Genomic DNA, 24,680 nt, shown 5'->3' with positions numbered 1-24,680 from the left:
GAATCATAATGAATGTTTTTTACGATAAAGACTGTGATCTGTCTTTAATTAAAGGAAAAAAAGTAGCCATCATCGGCTACGGCTCCCAGGGTCATGCGCATGCACTGAATCTCCACGATTCCGGTGTGGATGTAACGGTGGGTCTCCGTAAAGGCGGCAGTTCCTGGGGAAAAGCCGAAAATGCCGGCCTGAAGGTAAAAGAAGTGAAAGATGCCGTCAGGGATGCCGACGTCATCATGATGCTGTTGCCTGATGAAAACATTCCCGAAGTCTATAACGAAAGTGTTGCGCCCGTTGCCAAACAGGGCGCTGTTCTGGCATTCGCGCATGGCTTTAACGTCCACTACGGACAAGTTGTGCCTCGCGCGGATTTCGACGTTATCATGATCGCTCCGAAAGCGCCAGGCCATACCGTCCGCAGCACCTATGTTCAGGGTGGCGGCGTTCCACAACTGATTGCTGTCTATCAGGACAAATCCGGCCAGGCGCGCGATATCGCCCTTTCCTATGCGATGGCCAACGGCGGTGGCCGTGCCGGTATCATCCAGACCACTTTCCGTGAAGAAACCGAAACGGATCTGTTCGGTGAACAGGCTGTTTTATGCGGTGGCGCGGTTGAACTGATCAAGGCCGGGTTCGAGACGCTGGTTGAAGCCGGTTACGCTCCTGAAATGGCTTACTTTGAATGCTGCCACGAACTGAAACTGATCGTCGATCTGATTCAGGAAGGCGGCATTGCCAATATGAATTATTCCATTTCCAACAATGCCGAATACGGCGAATATGTTACCGGCCCGAAAGTCGTTACCGAACAGAGCAAGAATGCCATGCGTCAGGCCCTGAAAGACATTCAGACAGGTGAATACGCCAAGAGCTTCATTCTGGAAAACAAGGCCGGTGCGCCGACCCTGCTGTCCCGCCGTCGCCTGACGGCCGAACATCCAATCGAACAGGTTGGCAACCGCCTGCGTTCGATGATGCCCTGGCTTGCCAAAAACAAACTGGTCGACCAGAGCAAAAACTGATTTTCTTTTATGAAAATCCCTGAAAAAGAGCGCTTATCGCGCTCTTTTTTGCTTCCCGAACAAAAGGCGCATTAAAATGGAGACTTGTACTGGATAAACTTTTAATAATAACTTCGAAACCGATGCGCAAATCTGTATGACGTCCCCATCAAAACGTTCCCCTTCCGTTCAGGCAACGCCTGAAACTGCCCGCCAGACGCCGATGATGCAGCAGTATCTTCGCATCAAGGCGCAGCATCCCGACATGCTGCTTTTGTACCGGATGGGCGATTTCTATGAACTGTTTTTCGATGATGCCGTTACTGCCTCCCGCATCCTTGGCATTACTCTGACCCAGAGAGCGTCGACAGGAAGAAATGTGGCCATGGCGGGTATTCCGTTTCACGCACTGGATCAATATCTCGCCAAACTTATCGCAACTGGTGAATCCGTTGCCATTTGCGAACAGATCGGTGATCCCTCGACCAGTAAGGGCCCGGTAGAACGCAAAGTGGTACGCATCGTCACCCCCGGAACGCTGACAGATTCGAATTTGCTGCCCGAAAAGGTTGACCGTCCTCTTCTGGCTATTGACTGCCGGAAAAACCGGAAACAATTGACCCTGGGCATGACCTGGCTATCCCTGTCCAGCGGCTCTCTGAAACTGCTTGAAGTCGCTGTCGACGAAAAAAATCTGTTAAGCCGGCTCCAGCAGGAAATTGAAAGAATCGGTGCGGCGGAAATATTGATTCCCGACGGTTTCGACAAAAGCTGGCTGGCCGGTTTTGCAGCCCGTGTTGTGACTGTTCCGGAATGGCATTTCGATCGGGAAAACGGTGAAAAGGAACTGCTTGAACAACTTCACGTCATTTCACTTGACGGTTTCGGAGCAAGTGGTCTGAACCCGGCTCTGGGAGCGGTTGGGGCCATACTGAAGTATGCGCATTCGACCCAATCGCAAAATCTCCAGCACATCAAGACGCTGGCTGTCGAATCGGAAGACGATTACATTACGATGGATGCGATGACACGCCGCAACCTGGAGCTGACCGAACCCATCCGTTCCGACAGTGCCCACCACCAGTCTCCCACCCTGCTTTCCGAACTGGATCATTGCAAAACGGCCATGGGTTCGCGTCTTCTCCGTCATTGGCTGCATCATGCCTGCCGGGATCAGACTGTGGCCCGCGCGCGCCATGCAACGATAACGGCATTGCTTGACGCCTGTGTTATGGAAGGTTTGCGCAATACGCTTGCCAGCGTTCCCGACATTGAACGGATCGTATCCCGAATAGCGCTTTATTCCGCGCGTCCCCGCGACCTTGCCGCTCTGCGTTCGGGACTACGGCAATTGCCCGGCCTTCGCTCCTATCTGGATCAGTGTGTTATGGAAGACGGAACATCCCTCTTAGGCGAGATTCACCGGAATCTCGCCATTCCGCCTTCCTGTCTCGATTTACTCGAGCACGCCATTGCTGAAGAACCTTCCGGTATGGTTCGCGACGGCGGCGTCATTGCCCAAGGTTTCAGTCCGGAACTGGATGAATTGAGATCGCTGGCTGAAAATGCCGGGCAATTTCTGGTCGAGCTTGAAACACGCGAAAGAACCCGTACCGGGATTAGCAATTTGCGTGTCGAATACAACCGGGTTCACGGCTTCTATATCGAAGTGACACAGGGACAAATTTCGAAAGTTCCGGATGATTACCGGCGCAGGCAAACCCTTAAGAATACGGAACGCTACATTACACCCGAACTCAAAGCATTTGAAGACAAAGTTCTTTCCGCCCGCGAACGGGCCCTCGCACTTGAAAAAACGCTTTACGAACAATTGCTGCGGGATCTGACCGATTATATCGTCCCTTTACAGCGGATTGCGCAAAATACAGCCCGGCTGGATGTTCTGTCGGCACTGGCTTTCCACGCAGAAAAACAGGGCTGGACAAAACCCGAACTGGCAGAAGAACCGGTGATTCATATCGTACAGGGTCGTCATGCCGTTATCGAAAACAGAATAGAACGCTTTATTGCCAACAACTGCGACTTGTCCGGCAAGAAAAAATTCCTGCTAATTACCGGCCCAAACATGGGCGGCAAATCCACATACATGAGACAGACTGCGCTGATTGTATTACTGGCGTATCTGGGAAGTTTTGTGCCTGCCGACCAGGCTGTAATCGGCCCGATAGACCGTATTTTCACCCGTATAGGCGCTGCCGACGATCTGGCTGGAGGAAGATCCACCTTTATGGTTGAAATGACTGAAGCGGCAGCCATATTAAATGGCGCGACCGAACAATCACTGGTGCTGATGGATGAAATCGGAAGGGGCACGTCCACCTTCGACGGACTGGCGCTGGCCTGGGCCATTGCCTCTCATCTGATCGAAAGCAACCAAAGTTTTACGCTCTTTGCGACCCACTATTTTGAATTGACGCAATTGCCGGAAACGTATCCGACAGCGGCAAATGTCCATCTTTCTGCTGTCGAACACAAAGACAGCATTGTCTTTCTTCATTCCGTGGAGCCGGGGCCGGCATCACAAAGTTATGGCCTTCAGGTCGCGAAACTGGCCGGTGTGCCGAATCCTGTCATACGAATCGCCAGAAAACATCTGGCCGAGCTGGAATCTCATTTCATCCCCGACCGGAATCAGCTCAACCTGTTTTCATATGCGCCACCGGAACCGGAAAACGACATGCGAAACACCCCCGATTCCCCTTATTTGCCGCTTGTCCGGTCAATTGATGAGCTGGATCCCGATTCCCTCTCTCCGAGGGATGCACTCGATGCCTTGTATCGGCTGAAAAAACAATTAAAATCCCTGCAAGAATAAGCGTTTGAATTTGCCGGTTTTCAGGTGCCCTTTTCCGGGTTCACTCTTCATCGATACCGATGCCATGAAAAAATGGATTATCAGTTCAGTATTGTTCCTTGCCCTGTCCGCTTCCGCCAGTGCCGCACTTCAAGGCGTACCGACGGGTTCTTTTTATTTTCTGGCAATGGCACAGCCTGCAGAAAACAACGACACCCGGCTAAAAAAAGCGTTCGCAAAAATCGCGCATGCCAAGCCTGCTTTTGTCGTCCTTAATGGCATTAAAGCGAAGACTGAATCATGCGGAGACGAACTGCTTTTTGAAAGGCAAAACCTTTTCAATACAAGCGAGAAACCCGTTATCCTTTCCCTTTCCGAAGGAGACTGGGTTAACTGCCGAAACAGCAAAGGTGATTCTCTCGCTATCGAAAGACTGATCAGGCTGAAAGAAATCTTTTTTGAAAACGCGCACTCGCTTGGCATGCAAACGCTTGAATTGACCCGACAATCGCTAAGCAACCGTTTCTCAAACTATCCCGAAAACGCTTACTGGCAAAAAAATGCGATTCTTTTCGCCACTTTGCACATGCCAGCCGAAAACAACCACTACATTACGGCGGCCGGAAGAAACGCTGAATTCGAAGACAGAACCATTGCCAACAAAAACTGGCTGGACCGCCTTTTCAGACTGGCCTCACGCCATCGCTATAAAGGAATTGTTCTGTTTAGCGACGGCAATCCTTTTTTTTACAGTGCCCCAAACGGACTCAACCCGACACCGCGAGACGGCTTTTACGAAATCCGGCAAAAGCTGAATGCACTTGTCACCCGCTATCCGGGACGGGTGCTTTTCATTCATGGACAGGGCGCTTCCGCTCCGGCAGAAATTATCTGGAAAGGACGTCTTGGAACACTTGGCCTGCGCCCGGACTGGACGCGTATTGATGTCAATCCGGCTACTCAAACACTTTTCAAGGCAAAACCCGCTTTCAGGAAAACATCAGGCGGCCACCCAAAAACTAGACCGGAGACGAAGTAAACTCATCAACCAGCTTGAGTATCTCGCTCCCCCACATGGCAAGCCGTTTGTTTCCGATACCGGAGATCTGCAGCAGCTCTTCTTCTGTAAGAGGCTTGGCAAGTGCGATTTCGCGTAAAGTGGCGTCCTGAAAAATTACGTAAGCGGGCATGTTCTGCTGCCGTGCAATTTCCATACGCCACCATTTAAGCCGCTCAAACAATTTTTGCTCCCGCTGAGGCAAAACAGGTTGTGAAGCCGCCTGAAGCAATCTCGTCTTACGCCTTCTGTCCGGCTTGAGATAAGGCCGCAATAACACGGTCAACTCGCCTTTCAGGACAGGCCTGGCCTTTTCCGTCAGTTTCAACGCATTGTATTCTTCGTTATCCACAAAAACATATTGTGCCGCAATCGCCTGTCTCAAGACAGAACGCCATTCCGCTTCACTCTGTTCTGCACCGATACCGAAGGTAGAAAGACGATTGTGGTTCCATTGCAAGACCCGCTCCGAACTGATGCCTCTCAAAACGTTGATGACATGGACAGCACCAAAGCGCTGTCCCACCCGATAGACCGTAGAAAGCAGTTTTTGCATATCCTTCGTCCCGTCTTTGGCAACCGGCGGCGACAGGCAGGTATCGCAGTTTCCGCATGGAGAAGACGATTCGCCGAAATATTCCAGCAAACGGACGCGTCTGCATGTCAGCGATTCGCAAAAGCCAAGCAGCGCGTCCAGCTTGCCGATCTGGATTTTCCGGTGTTCAAAATCCGCATCGGATTCATCAATCATGCGTCGCTGCTGCACAACGTCCTGCAAACCATACGCCATCCATGCCGTTGCCGGATTTCCGTCACGGCCTGCGCGCCCCGTTTCCTGATAATACCCTTCCATGCTCTTTGGCAAATCCAGATGTGCGACAAACCGGACATCCGGTTTGTCTATTCCCATTCCGAAGGCAATGGTCGCCACCATGACAATGCCATCTTCCCTTAAAAACCGCGCCTGATTTTCAGTCCGTACAGCATGCCCGAGACCGGCATGATAAGGCAGAGCCGATATTCCCTGTTCCGTCAAAAAAGAAACCGTTTCTTCCACTTTTCTACGTGACAGACAGTACACGATACCGGCATCGCCACGATGGCCGGATAAAATGAAATCCAGAAGCTGCCGGCGGGGATTTTCCTTTTCGACAATACAGTAACGGATATTGGGGCGGTCAAACGAAGAGATGAACTGCCGGGAATCGTCAAGTTTAAGACGGCTGACGATTTCATCCCGGGTATGCCTGTCAGCCGTTGCCGTCAGGGCTATACGTGGCACATCGGGAAAATGTTCATGCAGAATCGACAGCTGGATATACTCCGGGCGGAAATCATGGCCCCACTGGGAAACGCAATGCGCCTCATCAATAGCAAACAGGGCGATCTTTGCCTTTTGCAACCAGTTCAGGCATCGCGAAGTCACCAGCCTTTCCGGTGCGATATAAACCAGATCGAGTTCATTTTCAAGAACCGCCCGTTCCACTCTAAAAGCCTCTTCATAAGACTGGGTGGAATTCAGATAAGCGGCGCGAACCCCGGCTGTCTCCAGCGCATCGACCTGATCCTGCATCAATGCAATCAGTGGGGAAACGACAATACCCACGCCGTCACGGATTAAGGCCGGTATCTGATAACAGAGCGATTTGCCGCCTCCGGTCGGCATGAGTATAAGGGCATCATGACCTGAAGCGACATGTTCGATAATCTCTTCCTGCTGTCCCCGGAAAACAGGATAGCCGAAAACCGTCTGCAATATCTCAAGTGCCCGGGATTGAATTGCCGGATTCGGTTTTTTACTGTTCATGTCGGATTATAGAAAACGCAACGCTACGTTTTATTCTACTCCGCCCATACAACCCAGCCATAGTGAGCGCTGACCAGCACAAAGATTCCGAAAGCGATCCGGTACCAGGCAAACGGGATAAAATTATGCGAACTGATATAGCGCAGAAGCCAGCGCACGCATAAAAAGGCAGAGACAAAGGCGGAGATAGTACCGATGGTAAAGAGAGGGACATCTGCTGCCGAGAGAAGGGCCCTTTCCTTGAAAACAGAATAAACCGCTGCGCCGAACAGGGTCGGCATAGCCAGAAAAAACGAAAATTCGGTGGCCGCTTTCCGCGAAAGACCGAAAAGCATGCCTCCGATAATAGTTGCCCCGGATCGGCTTGTTCCCGGAATAAGGGCAAAAGCCTGTGCACAGCCGACCTTGAATGCGTCCATCAGGGTCATGTCGTCCACGGACTCGACCCGTGCAACCGGATTTTTTTCATTTCGTCGCTCCACAAAAATGATCAGCAAACCACCGGCGATAAAAGCGGCGGCAACCGGTACCGGATAAAAAAGGAAATCCTGGATCTTGCGGCTGAACAGAACACCGAGAATCGCCGCAGGCAGAAAAGCCACGATCAGATTGACGACAAATTTCCGGTCTTTGGCGTTCGTAAACATTCCCCTGATTACGCTGGCTATTTTTTGACGATATACCCAGACAACCGACAGCATGGCCCCCGCCTGGATGGCAATCGAAAAAACCTTGACGTTGTCCCCGGTAAAATCCAGCAGACTGCCTGCCAGAATAAGATGTCCGGTTGAAGAAATAGGCAGAAATTCCGTACAACCCTCAACAATACCCATGATGAGGGCTTTCAACGCTAAAATAAAATCCATGAAAACGAATCAAAGAGTGAAATGTTCAAAGCAAAACCGCCCTGTAAGCCGGCCGATTATGCATCCGCCTGAAAGGCAGGATCAACTGCCCGCAATCATACTCGAAAAATTCTCTAGCGATAAATAATATTTATTTCTGAAAGCCGCACAAAACATGCTTTGCAAAAACTTGTTTTCGCCCCCTGCTTTTTACCCCTTTTACTTTTTATTGTCGTATCCGTTTTACCAACACAACGGTATCAACAGGTAAAACATCCGTTTTTTAAAATGGACTCAACAACAGATTTCACTTTATTTCATTTGTAACAAGTTGTTCAATCCTGTGCATCGCTAATCAAAAAACACTAAATTCATATCATGCTTTCCGCAAGGTTAATCGCTATACTTGCGAACACAAATCAAACGGTGGAACAGTCTGGATGGTTTTTTATTCATCGGCGACTTGAACAAAAAGTTAAAAGCGGCAAGAACAGGTTATAAACATGCTCGAGAAAATAAAAACGCTTAAAAATCCAAAAGTATGGATCCCTGTATCGGCTATTATCGTTTTGCTTGTCGCCTCCCTTTCCGTCTGGTTCGCTACCCGCGATGACGACATCATCTATATGACGGAAAAAGTCAGAACCGGCAACATCAGTCAGGTTGTTGAAGCGACTGGCGAAGTCGCAGCCGTCAATCTGGTCAGCGTCGGTGCGCAGGTATCCGGCCAGATCAAAAAACTGTATGTCGTTTTGGGTCAGGAAGTCAAACAGGGCGAGATGATTGCCGAAATTGACTCGCAGACCCAGGAAAACACCCTGAATACAGACAGGGCAAAACTGGACAATTACAAGGCCCAGCTTGAAGCGCGGAAAATCATTCTGAATATTTCCCGAAAACAGTACGAACGCGAGCTCGTCCTGATCAAAACGAATTCGACATCACAACAGAATCTTGAAAACGCCCGCGACGCCTATGCCACCGCACGCGCCAACGTCAACGAAATGGAATCCCTGATCCGGCAGACGCAGATCGCCATCAACACCGATGAAACCAATTTGGGATATACCAAAATCAGGGCACCGCTGAACGGTACCATTGTGTCCGTCCCGGTAGAAGAAGGCCAGACCGTCAACGCCAACCAGACCACTCCGACGATCGTTCAGATCGCCAATCTGAACGATATGGAAATCGACATTGAAATCTCCGAAGGCGATATTACCAAGGTAAAACCGGGGATGGATGTGGACTACACCATTCTTTCGGAACCGAACACGGTTTTCCATGCCAAACTGGATTCGATTGATCCGGGACTGACCACACTGACAGACGGCAGCTATGACAAAAGCGGTTCATCCGGTTCTTCAGGCAGTTCATCCAGCACAGCGGCTGTTTATTATTACGGTCGCGCTTATGTGGACAATCCGGACGGGAAACTCCGCATCGGGATGATGACCCAGAATACCATCCATGTCTCTTCCGCCGAAAACGTCCTGATCGTACCGAGTATTACTGTTACCTCACGTCAGGGAAAACACGCCGTCCGCGTACTGACCGACAAAAACAAGGTGGAAAGACGCAATGTCGAAGTCGGCATTTCCGATGGAGTTTTCACGGAAATCAGGTCGGGACTCTCTGAAGGTGAACTGGTCATTTCATCCGAAGTCAGCAAGGGAGAACAGGTCGGAGAAACGTCCAGAATGCGCAGACCGAGGATTTAAGCCATGAATATCATCGAATTGCGTGGAATCAACAAAGTTTATGGAACCGGCGACAATCAGGTCCGCGTTCTGAAAGACGTGAATCTGGATATCGAAGCAGGCGACTTTGTCGCCATTATCGGCCAGTCCGGTTCCGGGAAATCCACCCTGATGAATATTCTCGGCTGTCTGGACACCGCAAGTTCAGGCAATTACAAAATTGCCGGCGAAAACGTAGCGGGCATGACACCCGATCAGCTCGCTACCTTGCGCAGCCAGTATCTCGGCTTCATCTTTCAGCGCTACAACCTGCTTTCGACCCTGAACGCCGAAGAAAATGTCGAACTGCCTGCCATTTATTCGGGATTGAAACATCAGGAACGCCAGACAAGAGCGGAAGCGCTGCTCTCCAATCTCGACCTTGGCAACCGCATAGACCATTTGCCGTCCGAACTGTCAGGCGGTCAACAACAGCGTGTCAGTATCGCGCGTGCCTTAATGAATGGCGGCGACATCATTCTCGCCGATGAACCAACCGGCGCACTTGACTCCAAAAGCGGCGAGAATGTCATGGCCATTCTCAAGACACTCAACGATCAGGGGCATACCATTATTCTGGTGACGCATGACAAAAACGTCGCCAACTACGCCAACCGCATCATCGAAATCAAGGATGGCGTCATTATTTCGGACGAACGGAAAAAACCGAACAAAAACAGCGCACAGGACTATCATCCGAAAGACGACAACCGCAATTCGTTTGCGTATCTCAAGGACCAGTTCACCGAAGCGTTCAAAATGTCCATCCAGGCAATCAAGGCTCACAAAATGCGCTCTGTCCTGACCATGCTCGGTATTATCATCGGTATCGCATCGGTTGTTTCCGTCGTCGCTCTCGGAAAAGGTTCCCAGGAAAAAATCCTTGCCGACATCAATTCGATGGGAACCAATACGATCGTCATCATGCCGGGTCACGGTTTCGGTGACCGGAATTCCAGCAAATACAAAACCCTGACGGTACACGATTCGGATTTGCTGGCCCGGCAAAGTTACGTGGACAGCGCCACGCCGGCAGTCAGTTCGTCAGGAACCCTGACATGGCAAAACATATCGGTTACCGCGCAATTGCAAGGCGTAGGCGAACAATACTTCGATGTAAAAGGACTTAAATCTGAAGAAGGCCGTTTCTTCAACCGTGAAGACGTCAAAAAGGGAAGCGCTGTTGTCGTTATCGACCAGAATACCAAAAACAAGCTGTTTCCGAACGGGGGCGACATTGTCGGCAGCACCATCATCTTCAACCGGCAGCCATTGAAAATCATCGGCATCTCGGAAAAACAGAACGCCAACTTCGGGCCGTCCGATACCTTGACCATGTGGTCTCCATACACTGCTGTCATGAACCGCATCACGGGCGACCGGAACATTTCTTCCATCACCGTTAAGGTAAAAGACGATGTCAGCATGACTGCAGCGGAAAAGAATATTATCCGTTTTCTCACCGTCAAGCACGGCAAGGAAGACTTTTTCACCGTCAATACAGACAGCATCCGCCAGACAATTGAAAGCACGACAGGAACCATGCGCCTGCTGATTTCCTGTATCGCCCTGATTTCGCTGGTGGTAGGGGGAATCGGCGTCATGAATATCATGCTTGTTTCAGTGACTGAACGGACACGCGAAATCGGCATACGGATGGCCGTCGGCGCCCGAAGAAGCAGCGTCTTGCAACAATTCCTGATTGAGGCTGTCCTGATCTGCATTATCGGCGGTTTCATCGGTGTTCTGTTCGCTTTTGGAATCGGACTTTTTTTCAGCCTGTTCGTCAAGACCTTTACCCTGTCGTATTCGGCCGCATCCATTTTTCTTGCTCTGGCCTGTTCAACCCTGATAGGCGTCATTTTCGGTTACATACCGGCCCGTAACGCCTCTCGCCTCAATCCGGTGGATGCCTTATGCGATTGATTTCCTGCGCTCTCTTGTGCCTGGCCATTGCGGGCTGCGCCACACAGACTGCTGTCATTCCCGATACCGGACTGATCGCGCCGCAAACCATCGCAGCCGATTATCGTGTCGATTACGAATGGTGGAAGGCTTATGGCAATCCGAATCTGAATCGTACCGTCGAACTGGCGCTGGCCAATAACACGGATCTGAAAAGAAGCGCCATCACAGTCAACAGAGCGCTTTACGAAGCCAACCTGCTCGGCGAAAATCTGGTACCCGAATTTTCCGGTTCCGGCGGCGCGTCCACAACGACCAATACCAAGGCCGGGGAAACTGTTCACAACTATGCGACACAACTCGGTGTCAGTTACGAACTGGATTTGTGGCGCAAGCTGAGCAGTGCCGCGTCAGCACAGGAATGGGAATACAAGGCGACACAGCAGGATCTGGAAACCGTGAGACTGGCTCTGATCAATAACGTTGTTGACAGCTATTTTCACCTGGTTTATCTCAACCAGGCTATCCGGATTACCGAACAGAACATCGATTTTTATACCCGGCTCCTGCAAATCATCAACAATAAATACCTTGCCGGCAAAGTGGATGCGCTCGAACCGCTAACAGCAGAAAAGTCATTGCTGTCTTCACAAAACAGCCTGATGAATCTGGAGACGAACCGCAAAACGATCGAGCAAACCCTGCGCAATCTGCTGAACCTGAAACCCGAAGACAAGCTGGACATTATATTTGAGGATATCCTTTCGGTTCCGCTGACAAACGTGGATTTGAATGTGCCTGTCGCGGCTCTTGGCCTCCGTCCGGATGTAAAGGCCGCAGAATACCGGATCCAGTCGGCGTTTCTTGATTGGGAATCAGTCAAGGCCAGTGTCTATCCAAGCATTTCCATAGGAAGCACCCTGAGTCTCTCCTCGGACAAGTCCAGTACCCTGTTTAATGTACCCTTCCTTGCCGGCGCCGTACAGATCAATCTGCCGTTCCTCCAATGGAACAAGATAAGGTGGAACATCAGGATATCCGAAGCAGACTTCGAAAATGCAAAACTGAACCTGACCTCTGCTGTCAACACGGCTTTGAACGAAGTGGACACTTACTACTACTCTTACCGGAAATCGCTTTCATTGCTTGAAAATATTAACCGCAAATATGACACCGATGCCAAAATCAGTCTCTATAACCAGATGCGTTATGAAGCTGGCGCTGACGAGCTGAAAGACTGGCTGGATGCGAGATGTACGGAAAACCAGACGCTTCTCTCCCTGCTGGAAGCCAAATACAACACCATCAATTATGAAAATGCCATTTACAAGGCACTGGGCGCAAAACTGGACGGCACTTCTTCTGGAAAAAATCTTCCTGACTAACGGTACCGGAAAGCCACATCCGCTATTGCGCGAGAATAAAAAAGAAAGGAAGTTTGTTCCAATCGATACAAACAGCCGCGCCTGTCAGACAGCATTTGCTAAAATGTTTCGTGTTCATAAACCGTTTTAAAAGTCAGGTCCTCCATGCGTAACGCGCGTGCAAACATGATTGAAAACCAGATCCGTGCTGGCGGCGTTCATCTTCAGAGTGTTTTCGATACTCTCGATGCCGTCAGACGTGAGGATTTCGTACCGGTTTCCTGCCGCCATTACGCTTATGCCGAGATGGAAATACCCTTGCCATACGGGCAGAACATGTTGACGCCGTTGACCGAAGCGCTTGTTTTGCAGGGAATCGCCTTAACCGGAACCGACACCGTACTGGAAATTGGAGCTGGATCGGGTTATATGGCTGCTCTTATGGCTCATAATGCCCGGCACGTTACAACGGTCGAACTTGAACCCGCACTCAAAGAATTGGCGGAAAGCAATCTGGCCCGTTACGGTATCCGAAATGCCCGGGTTTTATGCGAAAACGGTTTTTCCATTGCACGGTACGCTCCTGACCGGCTCTTCGATGTTATTGTTTTTTCCGGTGCCGTTTCAGCCATTCCCGAAATTTTCAAGGACCGGCTGGCCATTCATGGAAGGATGGCCGTTTTTTACAAACGGGACTCGTTCGTTCAGGCTCTTTTATTACAAAAAAACTCAGCAGTTGATCTGAATATCAAGATATTATTTGAAACATCCGTAAAACCTCTGAAAGAGCAGCTTTATCGTTCTCACTTTTGTTTTTGAACAGGCTTGTAATCTTTGTCCGATTTAATCTGGAGTAAGCATGCACTATCGCTCTGTCATAGCCATTATTGCCGGTTATTTTTTTACAGCCCATGTATTTGCCGCTGATCTCATGCAAACCTACATGGAAGCGCTTGCAAACGATCCCCAGTATGCCAGCGCGAGAGCGGCATTGATGGCTGGACAAGAAAAAAGTACCCAGGGGCTGTCCAGATTGTTGCCCAATCTGAACGCTTCCGGCAGTTACGGCCGCAATGACCTTGAAAATCTGGACTATACGGAGAACAAATACACTATTGCGTTAACCCAGCCGATATTCAATTGGGCGAACTTCCAGAATTATGCCAACAGCAAGCTGGAAGTTTCCATCAGCGAAGCGCAATTCGCACAGGCACAACAGGATCTGATGATGCGGGTAGCCCAAGCTTACTTCGATGTTCTGACTGCGCAGGATGTACTGACTTTCGCCCAATCCCAGAAAGCGGCTGTCGCCCAGCAGCTTGAACTGGCCAGGCGCAGTTTTGAAGTCGGAACCGTGACCATTACCGATACGCACGAAGCTGAAGCCCGTTACAATCTGGCTGAATCGGATGAAATCGCCGCACTTAACGATCTGGAAGTCAGACGCACGGCGCTGGAGCAGATCATCGGGCATCCCCCTGGCCTCCTCGATCCCCTGAAAAAAGGAGTCCAGCTGAGTGCACCGGAACCGAATATCATGACAAGCTGGGTCAGTTCTGCCGAAAACCAGAATTATCAGGTCGTTCAGTATCGGCTTTCACGGGAAATGGCCAGACGGAATATTGAAATCAACAAGGCCGGGCATTATCCGACTGTCGATCTGGTCGCGTCCTACAACCATACCGACCACGACCAGTACCTGATCGACACCAATAATGGAGTGCAAAGTTTCAATACCTCGAAAATGGTCGGCGTGCAGTGGAACATTCCGATTTTTTCGGGTTTTGGCGTAACCAGCCGAGTCAGGGAATCGGTCGCGCTGGAAGACAAGGCCCGCAGCGATCTGGAAGCGTCAAGGAGAAGCGCCGCGCAACTGGCCCGCCAGTCTTATCTCGGCGTCAACAGCGGACTGTCACAGGTCAAAGCGCTTGAAGCGGCTGAACGTGCCAGCCTTTCTTCGCTTGAATCCAACAAACTGGGTTATGAAGTAGGTGTCCGGATCAATATCGACGTATTGAATGCGGAACAACAGGTGTTCATGACACGGCGCGATCTGACCCAGGCACGCAACAACACCATTATCAATGGATTGAGACTGAAACAGGCTGCCGGAACACTGAATGAAGATGACCTGAAACGGGTCAATATGCTTTTGCAGAAATAAGTATCTTGTCACCTCTTTCAGGATTTCGTATAATTTCAAATTCCTTGGAATGTTCGGTACGTTAAAATATTTCAGGCAATGGTGGACGTAGCTCAGTTGGTAGAGTCCAGGATTGTGATTCCTGTTGTCGTGGGTTCGAGCCCCATCGTCCACCCCAGAACATAAAAAAGCCCGGATGAATTATCCGGGCTTTTTCTGTAACCCGAATTCATGCTCCCGACCAGAACATCAGGTCTTCTTTCGTCAATGCCGGATGGGTGATTTCCTCCAAACGGCCTGACTGGATGAAGCAAATAGGTTAATCCAGATCGCCGGCGGGTTCATCTTCCACCGGAATTTTGGGTGAGTTGATCAATACTCCCGCAATGGCAGCACGTCCTGTTCGCCACCCGAGAGTTGCGAAGGGGACACATCCCGCAAATGGCCGATATGGGCATGGCATTGCGCTTCCAGCACAAACACCGATCAGCACGGTGAGAAGCGCCCATGCCAGAATAGCGGTAACGATGACGATCACACCCAGCCCAAGTCAGGCGAAAATCGACTTCATCACTCGACAACCTCACCCATCTCCTTTTCCGGGGATCTGTCAGGCACAGTTCCGCATCAGCCAGATATCCCGACACTGACCGTAACTACACCAAAAGAAAACAGCGCGGTGGTGCATCACCTCATTGCGGGTGAACGAGTAATTTTTCGTTTTGAGAATTTCAGAATGCGCGCATGCAATCTGAACATAAGCGTAATTCTTTGGAATTTCTGCACAGGCCAGCGCTATTTCGCCCAAAAACATGCGGTTCCACTGTTCCAATCCCTCCTGAAAGAAGTAACGGCTATCTTTACGCCAAACGCTTTGGAAACTTCTTTGAAGCAAGGCCGATTTTGGCAAAAGCATCATACTGGCAGCTGATTGAAAAACGGCGCTTGCATCCAAGAACGTGCCTCCGTAACGCCTTATTGGCCGATAAGCTTCCCCAAAAACCGGGTATCACCATAAAACCGGCTTCAGCCGAAACCGACACGAATAATTCTTTCCATAGCCATCAGGATTCGACACATTCCTTTTTCAATAAGGGTGAAAAGCTTATCTATTTCCGAATATTTTCGTCTTTTATATGGATTTGTAAAAAGGGCCCAGTTTCCGTGGTACCAACCTGTTTTGCAACGTAACGTACTCAGGCAGGCCTTTTTGGTAAGGAGGGTAATTTTCGCCCTGCATCAAGGGATACAAATATCTTTTACACTCTTCCGTAACACCGTACCCATCTTCACGGATAAAACTCCTGGGCATGAACTTTTCAACATTGGCCACGTCTTTCAGATCGGCCACTCCGATTTTGTAACGATAAGGCTCATCAGAGAGCCGCTCTATTGTCGGCATAACAGCATTTCTGCCTTCAAGAGCCAGTTCGACTGCAGCCGCCCCCAATTCATATGCCTGTTCCACATCAATGGCAGAGGCAATATGACGTGCCGAACGTTGCAAGTAGTTGGCAACAGCCCAATGAAAAGGATAAGCGAATTTTTCATGAATCATATTGGCAACGACAGGAGCCGCACCGCCAAGATGGGCGTGGCCGAAGGCGTCTCTGGCACCCTGATCGGCCAGAAATTTTCCGTCCGGATAACGGCATCCTTCCGACACAACGACCGTACAATACCCGAACCGGGTCACGTTCTCTTCAACTTTCGCCAGAAAACGTTTTTCATCAAAGGCGACTTCAGGAAACAGGACCACAACGGGGATACCGTAATCTTCCGCAAGACCCCCTGCCGCGGCAATCCATCCTGCATGGCGTCCCATGACTTCCAGAACAAACACACGCGTGGATGTCCTGCACATCGACCTGACATCAAAGGATGCCTCAATCGTCGAAACGGCAATGTATTTCGCAACCGAACCAAATCCCGGGCAACAGTCCGTCAGCGGGAGATCATTATCGATGGTTTTCGGAACATGAATCGCTTGAATGGGATATCCCATCAATGACGAGAACCGGGAAATCTTGTAACAGGTGTCTGCTGAATCGCCTCCGCCATTGTAAAAAAAATAACCGATATCATGCGCCCTGAATATTTCCAGAAGACGCTCGAATTCACGCCGATCCTTCTCCGGATCGGCCAGCTTGTACCGGCATGAGCCGAAAGCGCCGCCCGGGGTATACCGCAAAGCGGCGATATCTTCCCGGGTTTCCCGGTTCGTATCGACCAGTTCCTCGGTAAGCGCACCAACGATACCGTTTCTGCCGGCAAACACATTGCCGATCCGGTCAGAATGCTTCCTGGCCGTTTCAATCACACCGCAGGCTGACGCATTAATCACGGCCGTCACTCCACCGGATTGCGCATAAAAAGCATTTTTTACGTTCATGACAGACCTTTCCCTCAATTAAAGCGAAATATAATCTTTCTCATTCTGGCATAAAAGAAGATAAATGATGAACAATCCGACCTGTTGTCATCAGAATACCCCGATATTTCAGCTTTATGGATCAGAATGGAAATGAACCCTGAAAAATGATTTAAAATTTTTCTTTTTCCTGCAATGACCTTCCTTGAGCGGGGAAGTACTTTCCAACTTTCAATCCTAATGAATTCGGGCAGACGACACTTAAAAAAAATCACGATACCGACCAAAAATGGCGTCAGCGCCAGCCAGGTTTCATTGCCGGATGGCCCCTGGAAAACATATGAGGATTTCCTGTCAGAACGTTTTCCGGTTTTTACAAAAGAGGAATGGAGTGAACGGATGGCTGAAGGGGAAGTACTGGATTCCACAGGTAAGCCTGTTTTACCGTGCAATTCCTATCGCGGAAATCAAAAACTCTACTACTATCGTTACCTTCCCAACGAATGGAAAAACCCTTTCCAGGAAACGGTACTGTACCAGGATGAATGGCTTGTCGTTGCCGACAAACCCCATTTTCTCCCTGTTACGCCTTCCGGCAAATACGTCAGGGAAACTCTTTTAGTCCGTCTCAAACAGAAACTGGGAATCGATAGTTTAACGCCTGTCCACAGGATTGACCGCGAAACAGCCGGACTGGTACTTTTTTCAACGAAACCGGAAGGCCGCAATTTGTACCAGCGTCTTTTCAGAGAAAACCTCGTCTCCAAACATTACGAAGCGATCGCTCCCTATCGTGATGATCTTTCGTTTCCCTTAAGATACAAAAGCAGACTCGTGCAAGGCGACTCCTTCATGCGCATGCAAACTGTTTCAGGCAAACCTAATGCCGAAACAGAAATCAGGCTGTTACAGCAACTGGGGGAATGGGGACATTACCGTCTCAAGCCGGTCACCGGTCGAAAACATCAACTTCGTGTCCAGATGTGTTCCCTCGGCATTCCTATCCTGAACGACCGGATCTATCCGGACCATTTTCCCGAAGCAGTAACGCAAGAAATGCAAACAGAAGAATACAGACATCCTTTGCAACTGGTTGCCAAATCCATCAGTTTTATCGATCCCGTTACAGGCGAAACCCGATTTTTCGAAAGCCGGCATTCGCTCGATCCTAAAAGTGTCCCGGTGAAGACCGACTGAACCCATACCCTTTTACCGATGAAAAAAAAAGCTCTTTCCCAAATTGAAAATCTTCCAGACGTTACCCTTACAGAATTCAAAGGCGTTTTATTCCTTCATTTGGGCACAGACTGGATACAAGGTGCCATGCGTCTGGGCAAACCTAATGAAATCGTACTGGATTATGTCCAGCAAATGATGATCTGGATGCTTTTCAACGATAAACCTTCCCACATTGTGCAACTAGGCCTGGGGAGCGCCGCATTGACCAAATTCAGCTATCACCATTTTGCAGACGCCAAAGTAACTGCCATTGAACTGAATCCGGAAGTAATCAATGTGTGCAGAAGTACTTTTCATCTACCGGAAGACGACGACCGCCTGTCAGTTCTTCAAGCTGACGCCATGGAATATATCGACTCGAAAAAACATAAAAATGAAATCGATGTTTTACAAGTCGATCTCTACGATGAAAAAGCGGCGGCACCCGTTTTCGATTCAAAGGAATTTTATCAAAGCTGTGCTGACGCCCTGAAACCGGATGGGATGATGACAGTCAACATTTTCGGTGCCGCCTCAAATAGTTCAAGAAGCATAGCCAAGATGGAGGGATGCTTTGATGGGGTGATATGGCTTCCTGAAGTTGATGGAGGAAACGTTGTTGTTCTTGCTTTCAAGAGATCACCTGTGGTTGATTTCGAAGAGCTGTATCGCCGGGCAAAAATCATCCAGAGACAGACCAGGTTAAAATCGGGATTGTGGATAGAGTATTTGAAGGGTTGGATGAGAGGGGAGTGAAGATGGCGTGAAGGCGCGTTGGTTATGGGAAAGCGTGCCGTCCCCTCAAAGATCAGGAACGCCTGAGAAAGCCATAAAAGAAAAAGCCCCTGACCAGGGGTCAGGGGCTTTCGGGATATTTGCCTGACGATAACCTACTTTCACACTGGTTTCAGCACTATCATCGGCGCAATGTCGTTTCACGGTCCTGTTCGGGATGGGAAGGGGTGGTTCCAACTTGCTATGGTCATCAGGCATAACTTGTCGGTTGTTCGTTAACAACGAGCAACCCAATCTGGAATCGAGCAAAAAGTTTTGTGCAGATCATGTCTTCTGGCAACAACTCTTCTTAACCTGTCAAGGTTATAGAGACAAGCCTCACGAGCAATTAGTACTGGTTAGCTTAACGCATTACTGCGCTTCCACACCCAGCCTATCAACGTCCTGGTCTCGAACGACTCTTCAGGGAGCTTTAAGCTCCGGGAAGTCTTATCTTGAGGCAAGTTTCCCGCTTAGATGCTTTCAGCGGTTATCTTTCCCGAACTTAGCTACCCGGCAATGCCACTGGCGTGACAACCGGTACACCAGAGGTTCGTCCACTCCGGTCCTCTCGTACTAGGAGCAGCCCCTCTCAAACTTCCAACGCCCACGGCAGATAGGGACCAAACTGTCTCACGACGTTTTAAACCCAGCTCACGTACCACTTTAAATGGCGAACAGCCATACCCTTGGGACCGACTACAGCCCCAGGATGTGATGAGCCGACATCGAGGTGCCAAACTCCCCCGTCGATATGAACTCTTGGGAGGAATCAGCCTGTTATCCCCAGAGTACCTTTTATCCGTTGAGCGATGGCCCTTCCATACAGAACCACCGGATCACTATGTCCTACTTTCGTACCTGCTCGACTTGTCGGTCTCGCAGTTAAGCACGCTTATGCCATTGCACTATTAGCACGATGTCCGACCGTGCCTAGCGTACCTTCGAACTCCTCCGTTACGCTTTTGGAGGAGACCGCCCCAGTCAAACTGCCTACCATACACTGTCCCCAACCCGGATAACGGGCCAAGGTTAGAACCTCAAACAAACCAGGGTGGTATTTCAAGGTCGGCTCCACGCAAACTAGCGTTCACGCTTCAAAGCCTCCCACCTATCCTACACAGATTGGTTCAAAGTCCAATGTAAAGCTACAGTAAAGGTTCATGGGGTCTTTCCGTCTAGCCGCGGGTAGATTGCATCATCACAACCATTTCAACTTCGCTGAGTCTCGGGAGGAGACAGTGTGGCCATCGTTACGCCATTCGTGCAGGTCGGAACTTACCCGACAAGGAATTTCGCTACCTTAGGACCGTTATAGTTACGGCCGCCGTTTACTGGGACTTCAATCAAGAGCTCTCACCCCATCATTTAATCTTCCAGCACCGGGCAGGCGTCACACCCTATACGTCCACTTTCGTGTTTGCAGAGTGCTGTGTTTTTATTAAACAGTCGCAGCCACCATTTTATTGCAACCCCTTCACCCTCCTGGCGCAGGCCAGTCAAGTTACAAGGGCGTACCTTATCCCGAAGTTACGGTACCAATTTGCCGAGTTCCTTCTCCCGAGTTCTCTCAAGCGCCTTAGAATACTCATCTCGCCCACCTGTGTCGGTTTGCGGTACGGTCTCGTTAGACTGAAGCTTAGAGGCTTTTCTTGGAACCACTTCCAATCGCTTCGCGGCTCTAGGCCACTCGTCTCGATCCCTTGGATTACGCTGCCGGATTTGCCTGGCAGCCTCCTTCGAATCAAGAACCGGGACTTCCAACACCCGGACGACTTTCCGCGATCCGTCCCCCCATCGCATCTAACGACGGTGCAGGAATATTAACCTGCTTCCCATCAGCTACGCATCTCTGCCTCGCCTTAGGGGCCGACTCACCCTGCTCCGATGAACGTTGAACAGGAAACCTTGGGCTTACGGCGTGGGGGCTTTTCACCCCCATTATCGCTACTCATGTCAGCATTCGCACTTCTGATACCTCCAGCATGCTTCTCAACACACCTTCTCAGGCTTACAGAACGCTCTCCTACCATATCCCCTAGAGGATATCCGCAGCTTCGGTGACTGGCTTAGCCCCGTTACATCTTCCGCGCAGGACGACTCGATCAGTGAGCTATTACGCTTTCTTTAAAGGATGGCTGCTTCTAAGCCAACCTCCTGACTGTTTTAGCCTTCCCACTTCGTTTTCCACTTAGCCAATCTTTGGGACCTTAGCTGGCGGTCTGGGTTGTTTCCCTCTTGACGTCGGACGTTAGCACCCGGCGTCTGTCTCCCAAGCTCGCACTCACTAGTATTCGGAGTTTGCAATGGTTTGGTAAGTCGCGATGACCCCCTAGCCATAACAGTGCTCTACCCCTAGTGGTGATACTTGAGGCACTACCTAAATAGCTTTCGGAGAGAACCAGCTATCTCCAAGTTTGTTTAGCCTTTCACCCCTACCCACAGCTCATCCCCTAACTTTTCAACGTTAGTGGGTTCGGACCTCCAGTGCGTGTTACCGCACCTTCATCCTGGCCATGAGTAGATCACTTGGTTTCGGGTCTACACCCAGCGACTGTCGCCCTGTTCGGACTCGATTTCTCTTCGGCTCCCCTATTCGGTTAACCTCGCCACTGAATGTAAGTCGCTGACCCATTATACAAAAGGTACGCAGTCACCCATGCAAGCACGGGCTCCTACTGTTTGTATGCACACGGTTTCAGGTTCTATTTCACTCCCCTCCCGGGGTTCTTTTCGCCTTTCCCTCACGGTACTGGTTCACTATCGGTCGATTACGAGTATTTAGCCTTGGAGGATGGTCCCCCCATCTTCAGACAGGATTTCTCGTGTCCCGCCCTACTTGTCGCAAGCCCAGTCCTGTAAGATGGATTTCGTGTACGGGACTATCACCCTGTTTCGTCATCCTTTCCAGAATGTTCCACTATCTCATCTCACTATCTCTTGCAGGCTCTTCCCATTTCGCTCGCCACTACTTTGGGAATCTCGGTTGATTTCTTTTCCTGTAGTTACTTAGATGTTTCAGTTCACTACGTTCGCTTCAATAACCTATGGATTCAGTTATTGATGACCCTAAGGTCGGGTTTCCCCATTCGGAAATCTGCGGATCAATGTTTGTTTGCCAACTCCCCGCAGCTTATCGCAAGCTTCTACGTCCTTCATCGCCTGTAATCGCCAAGGCATCCACCCTGTGCACTTAGTCGCTTGTCTCTATAACTTTGACTTCTCTTGCGAGAATCCGGTTATACAGTTGAGTTTACGTTGCCGTATCCAAAGCAATCGCTTTTATTTCTTGAGATCACTTCTTATACTTCTGATTACAATCACTACCCATCCAATAATCTTCGGCTTCTTTTTCAGATTATTGGTTTTACTTCTTGCTTTTTTCCAGATTGTTAAAGAACTTTTGTTACTTCGGCCTCTAAAAGACCAAATCAAAACGCTCTCTTCAAGCGCTTGGATTTGGCTTTTTTGGTGGAGGTTGACGGGATCGAACCGACGACCCCCTGCTTGCAAAGCAGGTGCTCTCCCAGCTGAGCTAAACCCCCATTTCACATGGTGGGTCTGGTTGGTCTCGAACCAACGACCCCCGCGTTATCAACACGGTGCTCTAACCAACTGAGCTACAGACCCTTTTGGATCAGTATCCCAGCTTTCCGCCTATACCGTCCTAATGTCCTTTATAAACAACAGATGATAAGTGTGAACGCTTGTCTTGAGGATTCTCTAGAAAGGAGGTGATCCAGCCGCACCTTCCGATACGGCTACCTTGTTACGACTTCACCCCAGTCACGAATCCTACCGTGGTAAGCGCCCTCCTTGCGGTTAAGCTACCTACTTCTGGTAAAACCCGCTCCCATGGTGTGACGGGCGGTGTGTACAAGACCCGGGAACGTATTCACCGCGACATGCTGATCCGCGATTACTAGCGATTCCAACTTCATGGAGTCGAGTTGCAGACTCCAATCCGGACTACGATGCACTTTCTGGGATTAGCTCCCCCTCGCGGGTTGGCAACCCTCTGTATGCACCATTGTATGACGTGTGAAGCCCTACCCATAAGGGCCATGAGGACTTGACGTCATCCCCACCTTCCTCCGGTTTGTCACCGGCAGTTTCATTAGAGTGCCCTTTCGTAGCAACTAATGACAAGGGTTGCGCTCGTTGCGGGACTTAACCCAACATCTCACGACACGAGCTGACGACAGCCATGCAGCACCTGTGTTCAGGTTCTCTTTCGAGCACCCCCGAATCTCTTCAGGGTTCCTGACATGTCAAGGGTAGGTAAGGTTTTTCGCGTTGCATCGAATTAATCCACATCATCCACCGCTTGTGCGGGTCCCCGTCAATTCCTTTGAGTTTTAATCTTGCGACCGTACTCCCCAGGCGGTCGACTTCACGCGTTAGCTGCGTTACTAAGTCAATTAAGACCCAACAACTAGTCGACATCGTTTAGGGCGTGGACTACCAGGGTATCTAATCCTGTTTGCTCCCCACGCTTTCGTGCATGAGCGTCAGTGTTATCCCAGGGGGCTGCCTTCGCCATCGGTATTCCTCCACATATCTACGCATTTCACTGCTACACGTGGAATTCTACCCCCCTCTGACACACTCTAGCCGTGCAGTCACAAATGCAATTCCCAGGTTAAGCCCGGGCATTTCACATCTGTCTTACACAACCGCCTGCGCACGCTTTACGCCCAGTAATTCCGATTAACGCTCGCACCCTACGTATTACCGCGGCTGCTGGCACGTAGTTAGCCGGTGCTTATTCTTCAGGTACCGTCATGAAACCAGGGTATTAGCCCAGTCCTTTTCTTCCCTGACAAAAGAGCTTTACAACCCGAAGGCCTTCTTCACTCACGCGGCATTGCTGGATCAGGGTTCCCCCCATTGTCCAAAATTCCCCACTGCTGCCTCCCGTAGGAGTCTGGGCCGTGTCTCAGTCCCAGTGTGGCTGATCGTCCTCTCAGACCAGCTACTGATCATCGCCTTGGTAGGCCTTTACCCCACCAACTAGCTAATCAGCTATCGGCCGCTCCACGAGCGTGAGGCCCGAAGGTCCCCCACTTTCATCCGTAGATCGTATGCGGTATTAGCCAATCTTTCGACTGGTTGTCCCCCACTCCTGGGTACGTTCCGATATATTACTCACCCGTTCGCCACTCGCCATCAGGGTTGCCCCCATGCTGCCGTTCGACTTGCATGTGTAAAGCATGCCGCCAGCGTTCAATCTGAGCCAGGATCAAACTCTTCAGTTCAATCTCTGTTTCGATTGCAATACATTTCTGTATCAATCTGTCCTCAAAATACTGACAAGGTTCTTCTTTCGAAGTCCTTACTTTCTCTTGCGAACGTTTGTTTCTTTTTTACCTCTCAACAAACGTCCACACTTATCATCTGTTCTTTTTTAAAGATCGCTTCGTCTTACCACCCCTCCACTCTCCGATAAAGCGTTTTGTTTATCATCAGCAGAGAAACGAAATTATGTACCTCTTTTTATCACCTGTCAAGCCTTTTTTTGATTTATTTTACAAAACCTCCAAAAAACCTGACCTCTCCTCTCCTCTAACAGCTACCTACAAACCACCGTAAAGCAGAGAAACAAAATTATCTACCCCTATCACTCAACATGTCAAGA

Annotated in this window: 14 protein-coding genes, 3 tRNA genes and 3 rRNA genes; 11 read left to right on the top strand and 9 right to left on the bottom strand. The window is 49.9% G+C overall.

Going from position 1 to position 24,680, the window contains the following annotated elements; all coding sequences use genetic code 11:
* Window positions 1-8: 8 nt before the first annotated feature.
* From ilvC to OFAG_RS02945, 3 genes are all read left to right on the top strand, one after another.
* Window positions 9-1,025: a ketol-acid reductoisomerase gene (gene ilvC, locus OFAG_RS02955; RefSeq protein WP_005878895.1), complete on the top strand. Its 1,017-nt coding sequence runs from the start codon at window positions 9-11 to the stop codon at window positions 1,023-1,025.
* A gap of 136 nt (window positions 1,026-1,161) precedes the next feature.
* Entirely contained in the window at window positions 1,162-3,840 is a 2,679-nt protein-coding gene (gene mutS, locus OFAG_RS02950; RefSeq protein ID WP_005878893.1) for a DNA mismatch repair protein MutS, read from the top strand.
* Between the two features lie 64 nt (window positions 3,841-3,904).
* A complete protein-coding gene (locus OFAG_RS02945) occupies window positions 3,905-4,858 on the top strand; it encodes a hypothetical protein (protein ID WP_020994781.1) in 954 nt (317 codons plus the stop codon).
* On the opposite strand, the gene recQ is transcribed toward OFAG_RS02945, so the two are convergent.
* Together recQ and OFAG_RS02935 are read right to left on the bottom strand one after the other, a co-directional pair.
* The gene (gene recQ, locus OFAG_RS02940; protein WP_005878890.1) at window positions 4,839-6,683 is read right to left on the bottom strand and encodes a DNA helicase RecQ; all 1,845 of its coding nucleotides are present in this window, start codon (window positions 6,681-6,683) and stop codon (window positions 4,839-4,841) included. The genes OFAG_RS02945 and recQ overlap by 20 nt on opposite strands.
* Window positions 6,684-6,718: 35 nt before the next feature.
* The gene (locus OFAG_RS02935; protein WP_005878888.1) at window positions 6,719-7,549 is read right to left on the bottom strand and encodes an undecaprenyl-diphosphate phosphatase; all 831 of its coding nucleotides are present in this window, start codon (window positions 7,547-7,549) and stop codon (window positions 6,719-6,721) included.
* 482 nt (window positions 7,550-8,031) lie between these two features.
* Between OFAG_RS02935 and OFAG_RS02930 the strand changes: the two genes are divergently transcribed.
* The 6 genes from OFAG_RS02930 (at window position 8,032) to OFAG_RS02905 (ending at window position 14,857) form a co-directional block, all read left to right on the top strand.
* Complete coding sequence (locus OFAG_RS02930; protein WP_005878886.1) at window positions 8,032-9,249, top strand: efflux RND transporter periplasmic adaptor subunit; 1,218 nt, start codon at window positions 8,032-8,034, stop codon at window positions 9,247-9,249.
* A gap of 3 nt (window positions 9,250-9,252) precedes the next feature.
* Window positions 9,253-11,193: a MacB family efflux pump subunit gene (locus tag OFAG_RS02925; protein WP_005878884.1), complete on the top strand. Its 1,941-nt coding sequence runs from the start codon at window positions 9,253-9,255 to the stop codon at window positions 11,191-11,193.
* Entirely contained in the window at window positions 11,184-12,557 is a 1,374-nt protein-coding gene (locus OFAG_RS02920; protein WP_005878882.1) for a TolC family protein, read from the top strand. The genes OFAG_RS02925 and OFAG_RS02920 overlap by 10 nt, the downstream gene beginning before the upstream one ends.
* A gap of 144 nt (window positions 12,558-12,701) precedes the next feature.
* Complete coding sequence (locus tag OFAG_RS02915; RefSeq protein WP_005878880.1) at window positions 12,702-13,355, top strand: protein-L-isoaspartate O-methyltransferase family protein; 654 nt, start codon at window positions 12,702-12,704, stop codon at window positions 13,353-13,355.
* A 40-nt stretch (window positions 13,356-13,395) separates the two neighbouring features.
* Window positions 13,396-14,700 carry a TolC family outer membrane protein gene (locus tag OFAG_RS02910; protein WP_005878878.1) on the top strand — a complete coding sequence of 435 codons (1,305 nt, stop codon included), beginning with the start codon at window positions 13,396-13,398 and terminating at the stop codon, window positions 14,698-14,700.
* 81 nt (window positions 14,701-14,781) lie between these two features.
* Window positions 14,782-14,857, top strand: a tRNA-His gene (locus OFAG_RS02905).
* Window positions 14,858-15,289: 432 nt separating this feature from the next.
* Here OFAG_RS02905 and OFAG_RS02900 read toward each other — a convergent pair.
* Together OFAG_RS02900 and OFAG_RS02895 are read right to left on the bottom strand one after the other, a co-directional pair.
* Window positions 15,290-15,634: a hypothetical protein gene (locus OFAG_RS02900; RefSeq protein ID WP_147617729.1), complete on the bottom strand. Its 345-nt coding sequence runs from the start codon at window positions 15,632-15,634 to the stop codon at window positions 15,290-15,292.
* Window positions 15,635-15,811: 177 nt separating this feature from the next.
* Window positions 15,812-17,071 carry a 6-phosphofructokinase gene (locus tag OFAG_RS02895; protein WP_005878876.1) on the bottom strand — a complete coding sequence of 420 codons (1,260 nt, stop codon included), beginning with the start codon at window positions 17,069-17,071 and terminating at the stop codon, window positions 15,812-15,814.
* A 219-nt stretch (window positions 17,072-17,290) separates the two neighbouring features.
* Here OFAG_RS02895 and OFAG_RS02890 point away from each other — a divergent pair, with 219 nt between their 5' ends.
* Together OFAG_RS02890 and OFAG_RS02885 are read left to right on the top strand one after the other, a co-directional pair.
* A complete protein-coding gene (locus OFAG_RS02890; protein WP_005878874.1) occupies window positions 17,291-18,247 on the top strand; it encodes a pseudouridine synthase in 957 nt (318 codons plus the stop codon).
* 18 nt (window positions 18,248-18,265) lie between these two features.
* The gene (locus tag OFAG_RS02885; RefSeq protein ID WP_020994778.1) at window positions 18,266-19,024 is read left to right on the top strand and encodes a spermine/spermidine synthase domain-containing protein; all 759 of its coding nucleotides are present in this window, start codon (window positions 18,266-18,268) and stop codon (window positions 19,022-19,024) included.
* Window positions 19,025-19,145: 121 nt separating this feature from the next.
* Here the strand turns inward: OFAG_RS02885 and rrf are convergent.
* The 5 genes from rrf to OFAG_RS02860 all read right to left on the bottom strand — a co-directional run bounded on the left by rrf (window position 19,146) and on the right by OFAG_RS02860 (window position 24,300).
* Window positions 19,146-19,258: ribosomal RNA gene (gene rrf, locus OFAG_RS02880) — 5S ribosomal RNA — on the bottom strand.
* Window positions 19,259-19,370: 112 nt separating this feature from the next.
* Window positions 19,371-22,249: ribosomal RNA gene (locus tag OFAG_RS02875) — 23S ribosomal RNA — on the bottom strand.
* Between the two features lie 262 nt (window positions 22,250-22,511).
* A tRNA-Ala gene (locus tag OFAG_RS02870) sits at window positions 22,512-22,587 on the bottom strand.
* Window positions 22,588-22,595: 8 nt separating this feature from the next.
* A tRNA-Ile gene (locus tag OFAG_RS02865) sits at window positions 22,596-22,672 on the bottom strand.
* A 97-nt stretch (window positions 22,673-22,769) separates the two neighbouring features.
* Window positions 22,770-24,300, bottom strand: a 16S ribosomal RNA gene (locus OFAG_RS02860).
* Together the 16S, 23S and 5S rRNA genes with 2 tRNA genes alongside form the textbook arrangement of a ribosomal RNA operon.
* Window positions 24,301-24,680 lie beyond the last annotated feature (380 nt).

Source organism: Oxalobacter paraformigenes, assembly GCF_000158475.2.
In the GTDB taxonomy this organism is placed as follows: Bacteria; Pseudomonadota; Gammaproteobacteria; order Burkholderiales; family Burkholderiaceae_D; genus Oxalobacter; species Oxalobacter paraformigenes.
The sequence above is the reverse complement of the archived record's forward strand: the minus strand, read 5'-3'. Positions and strand labels throughout refer to the sequence as shown.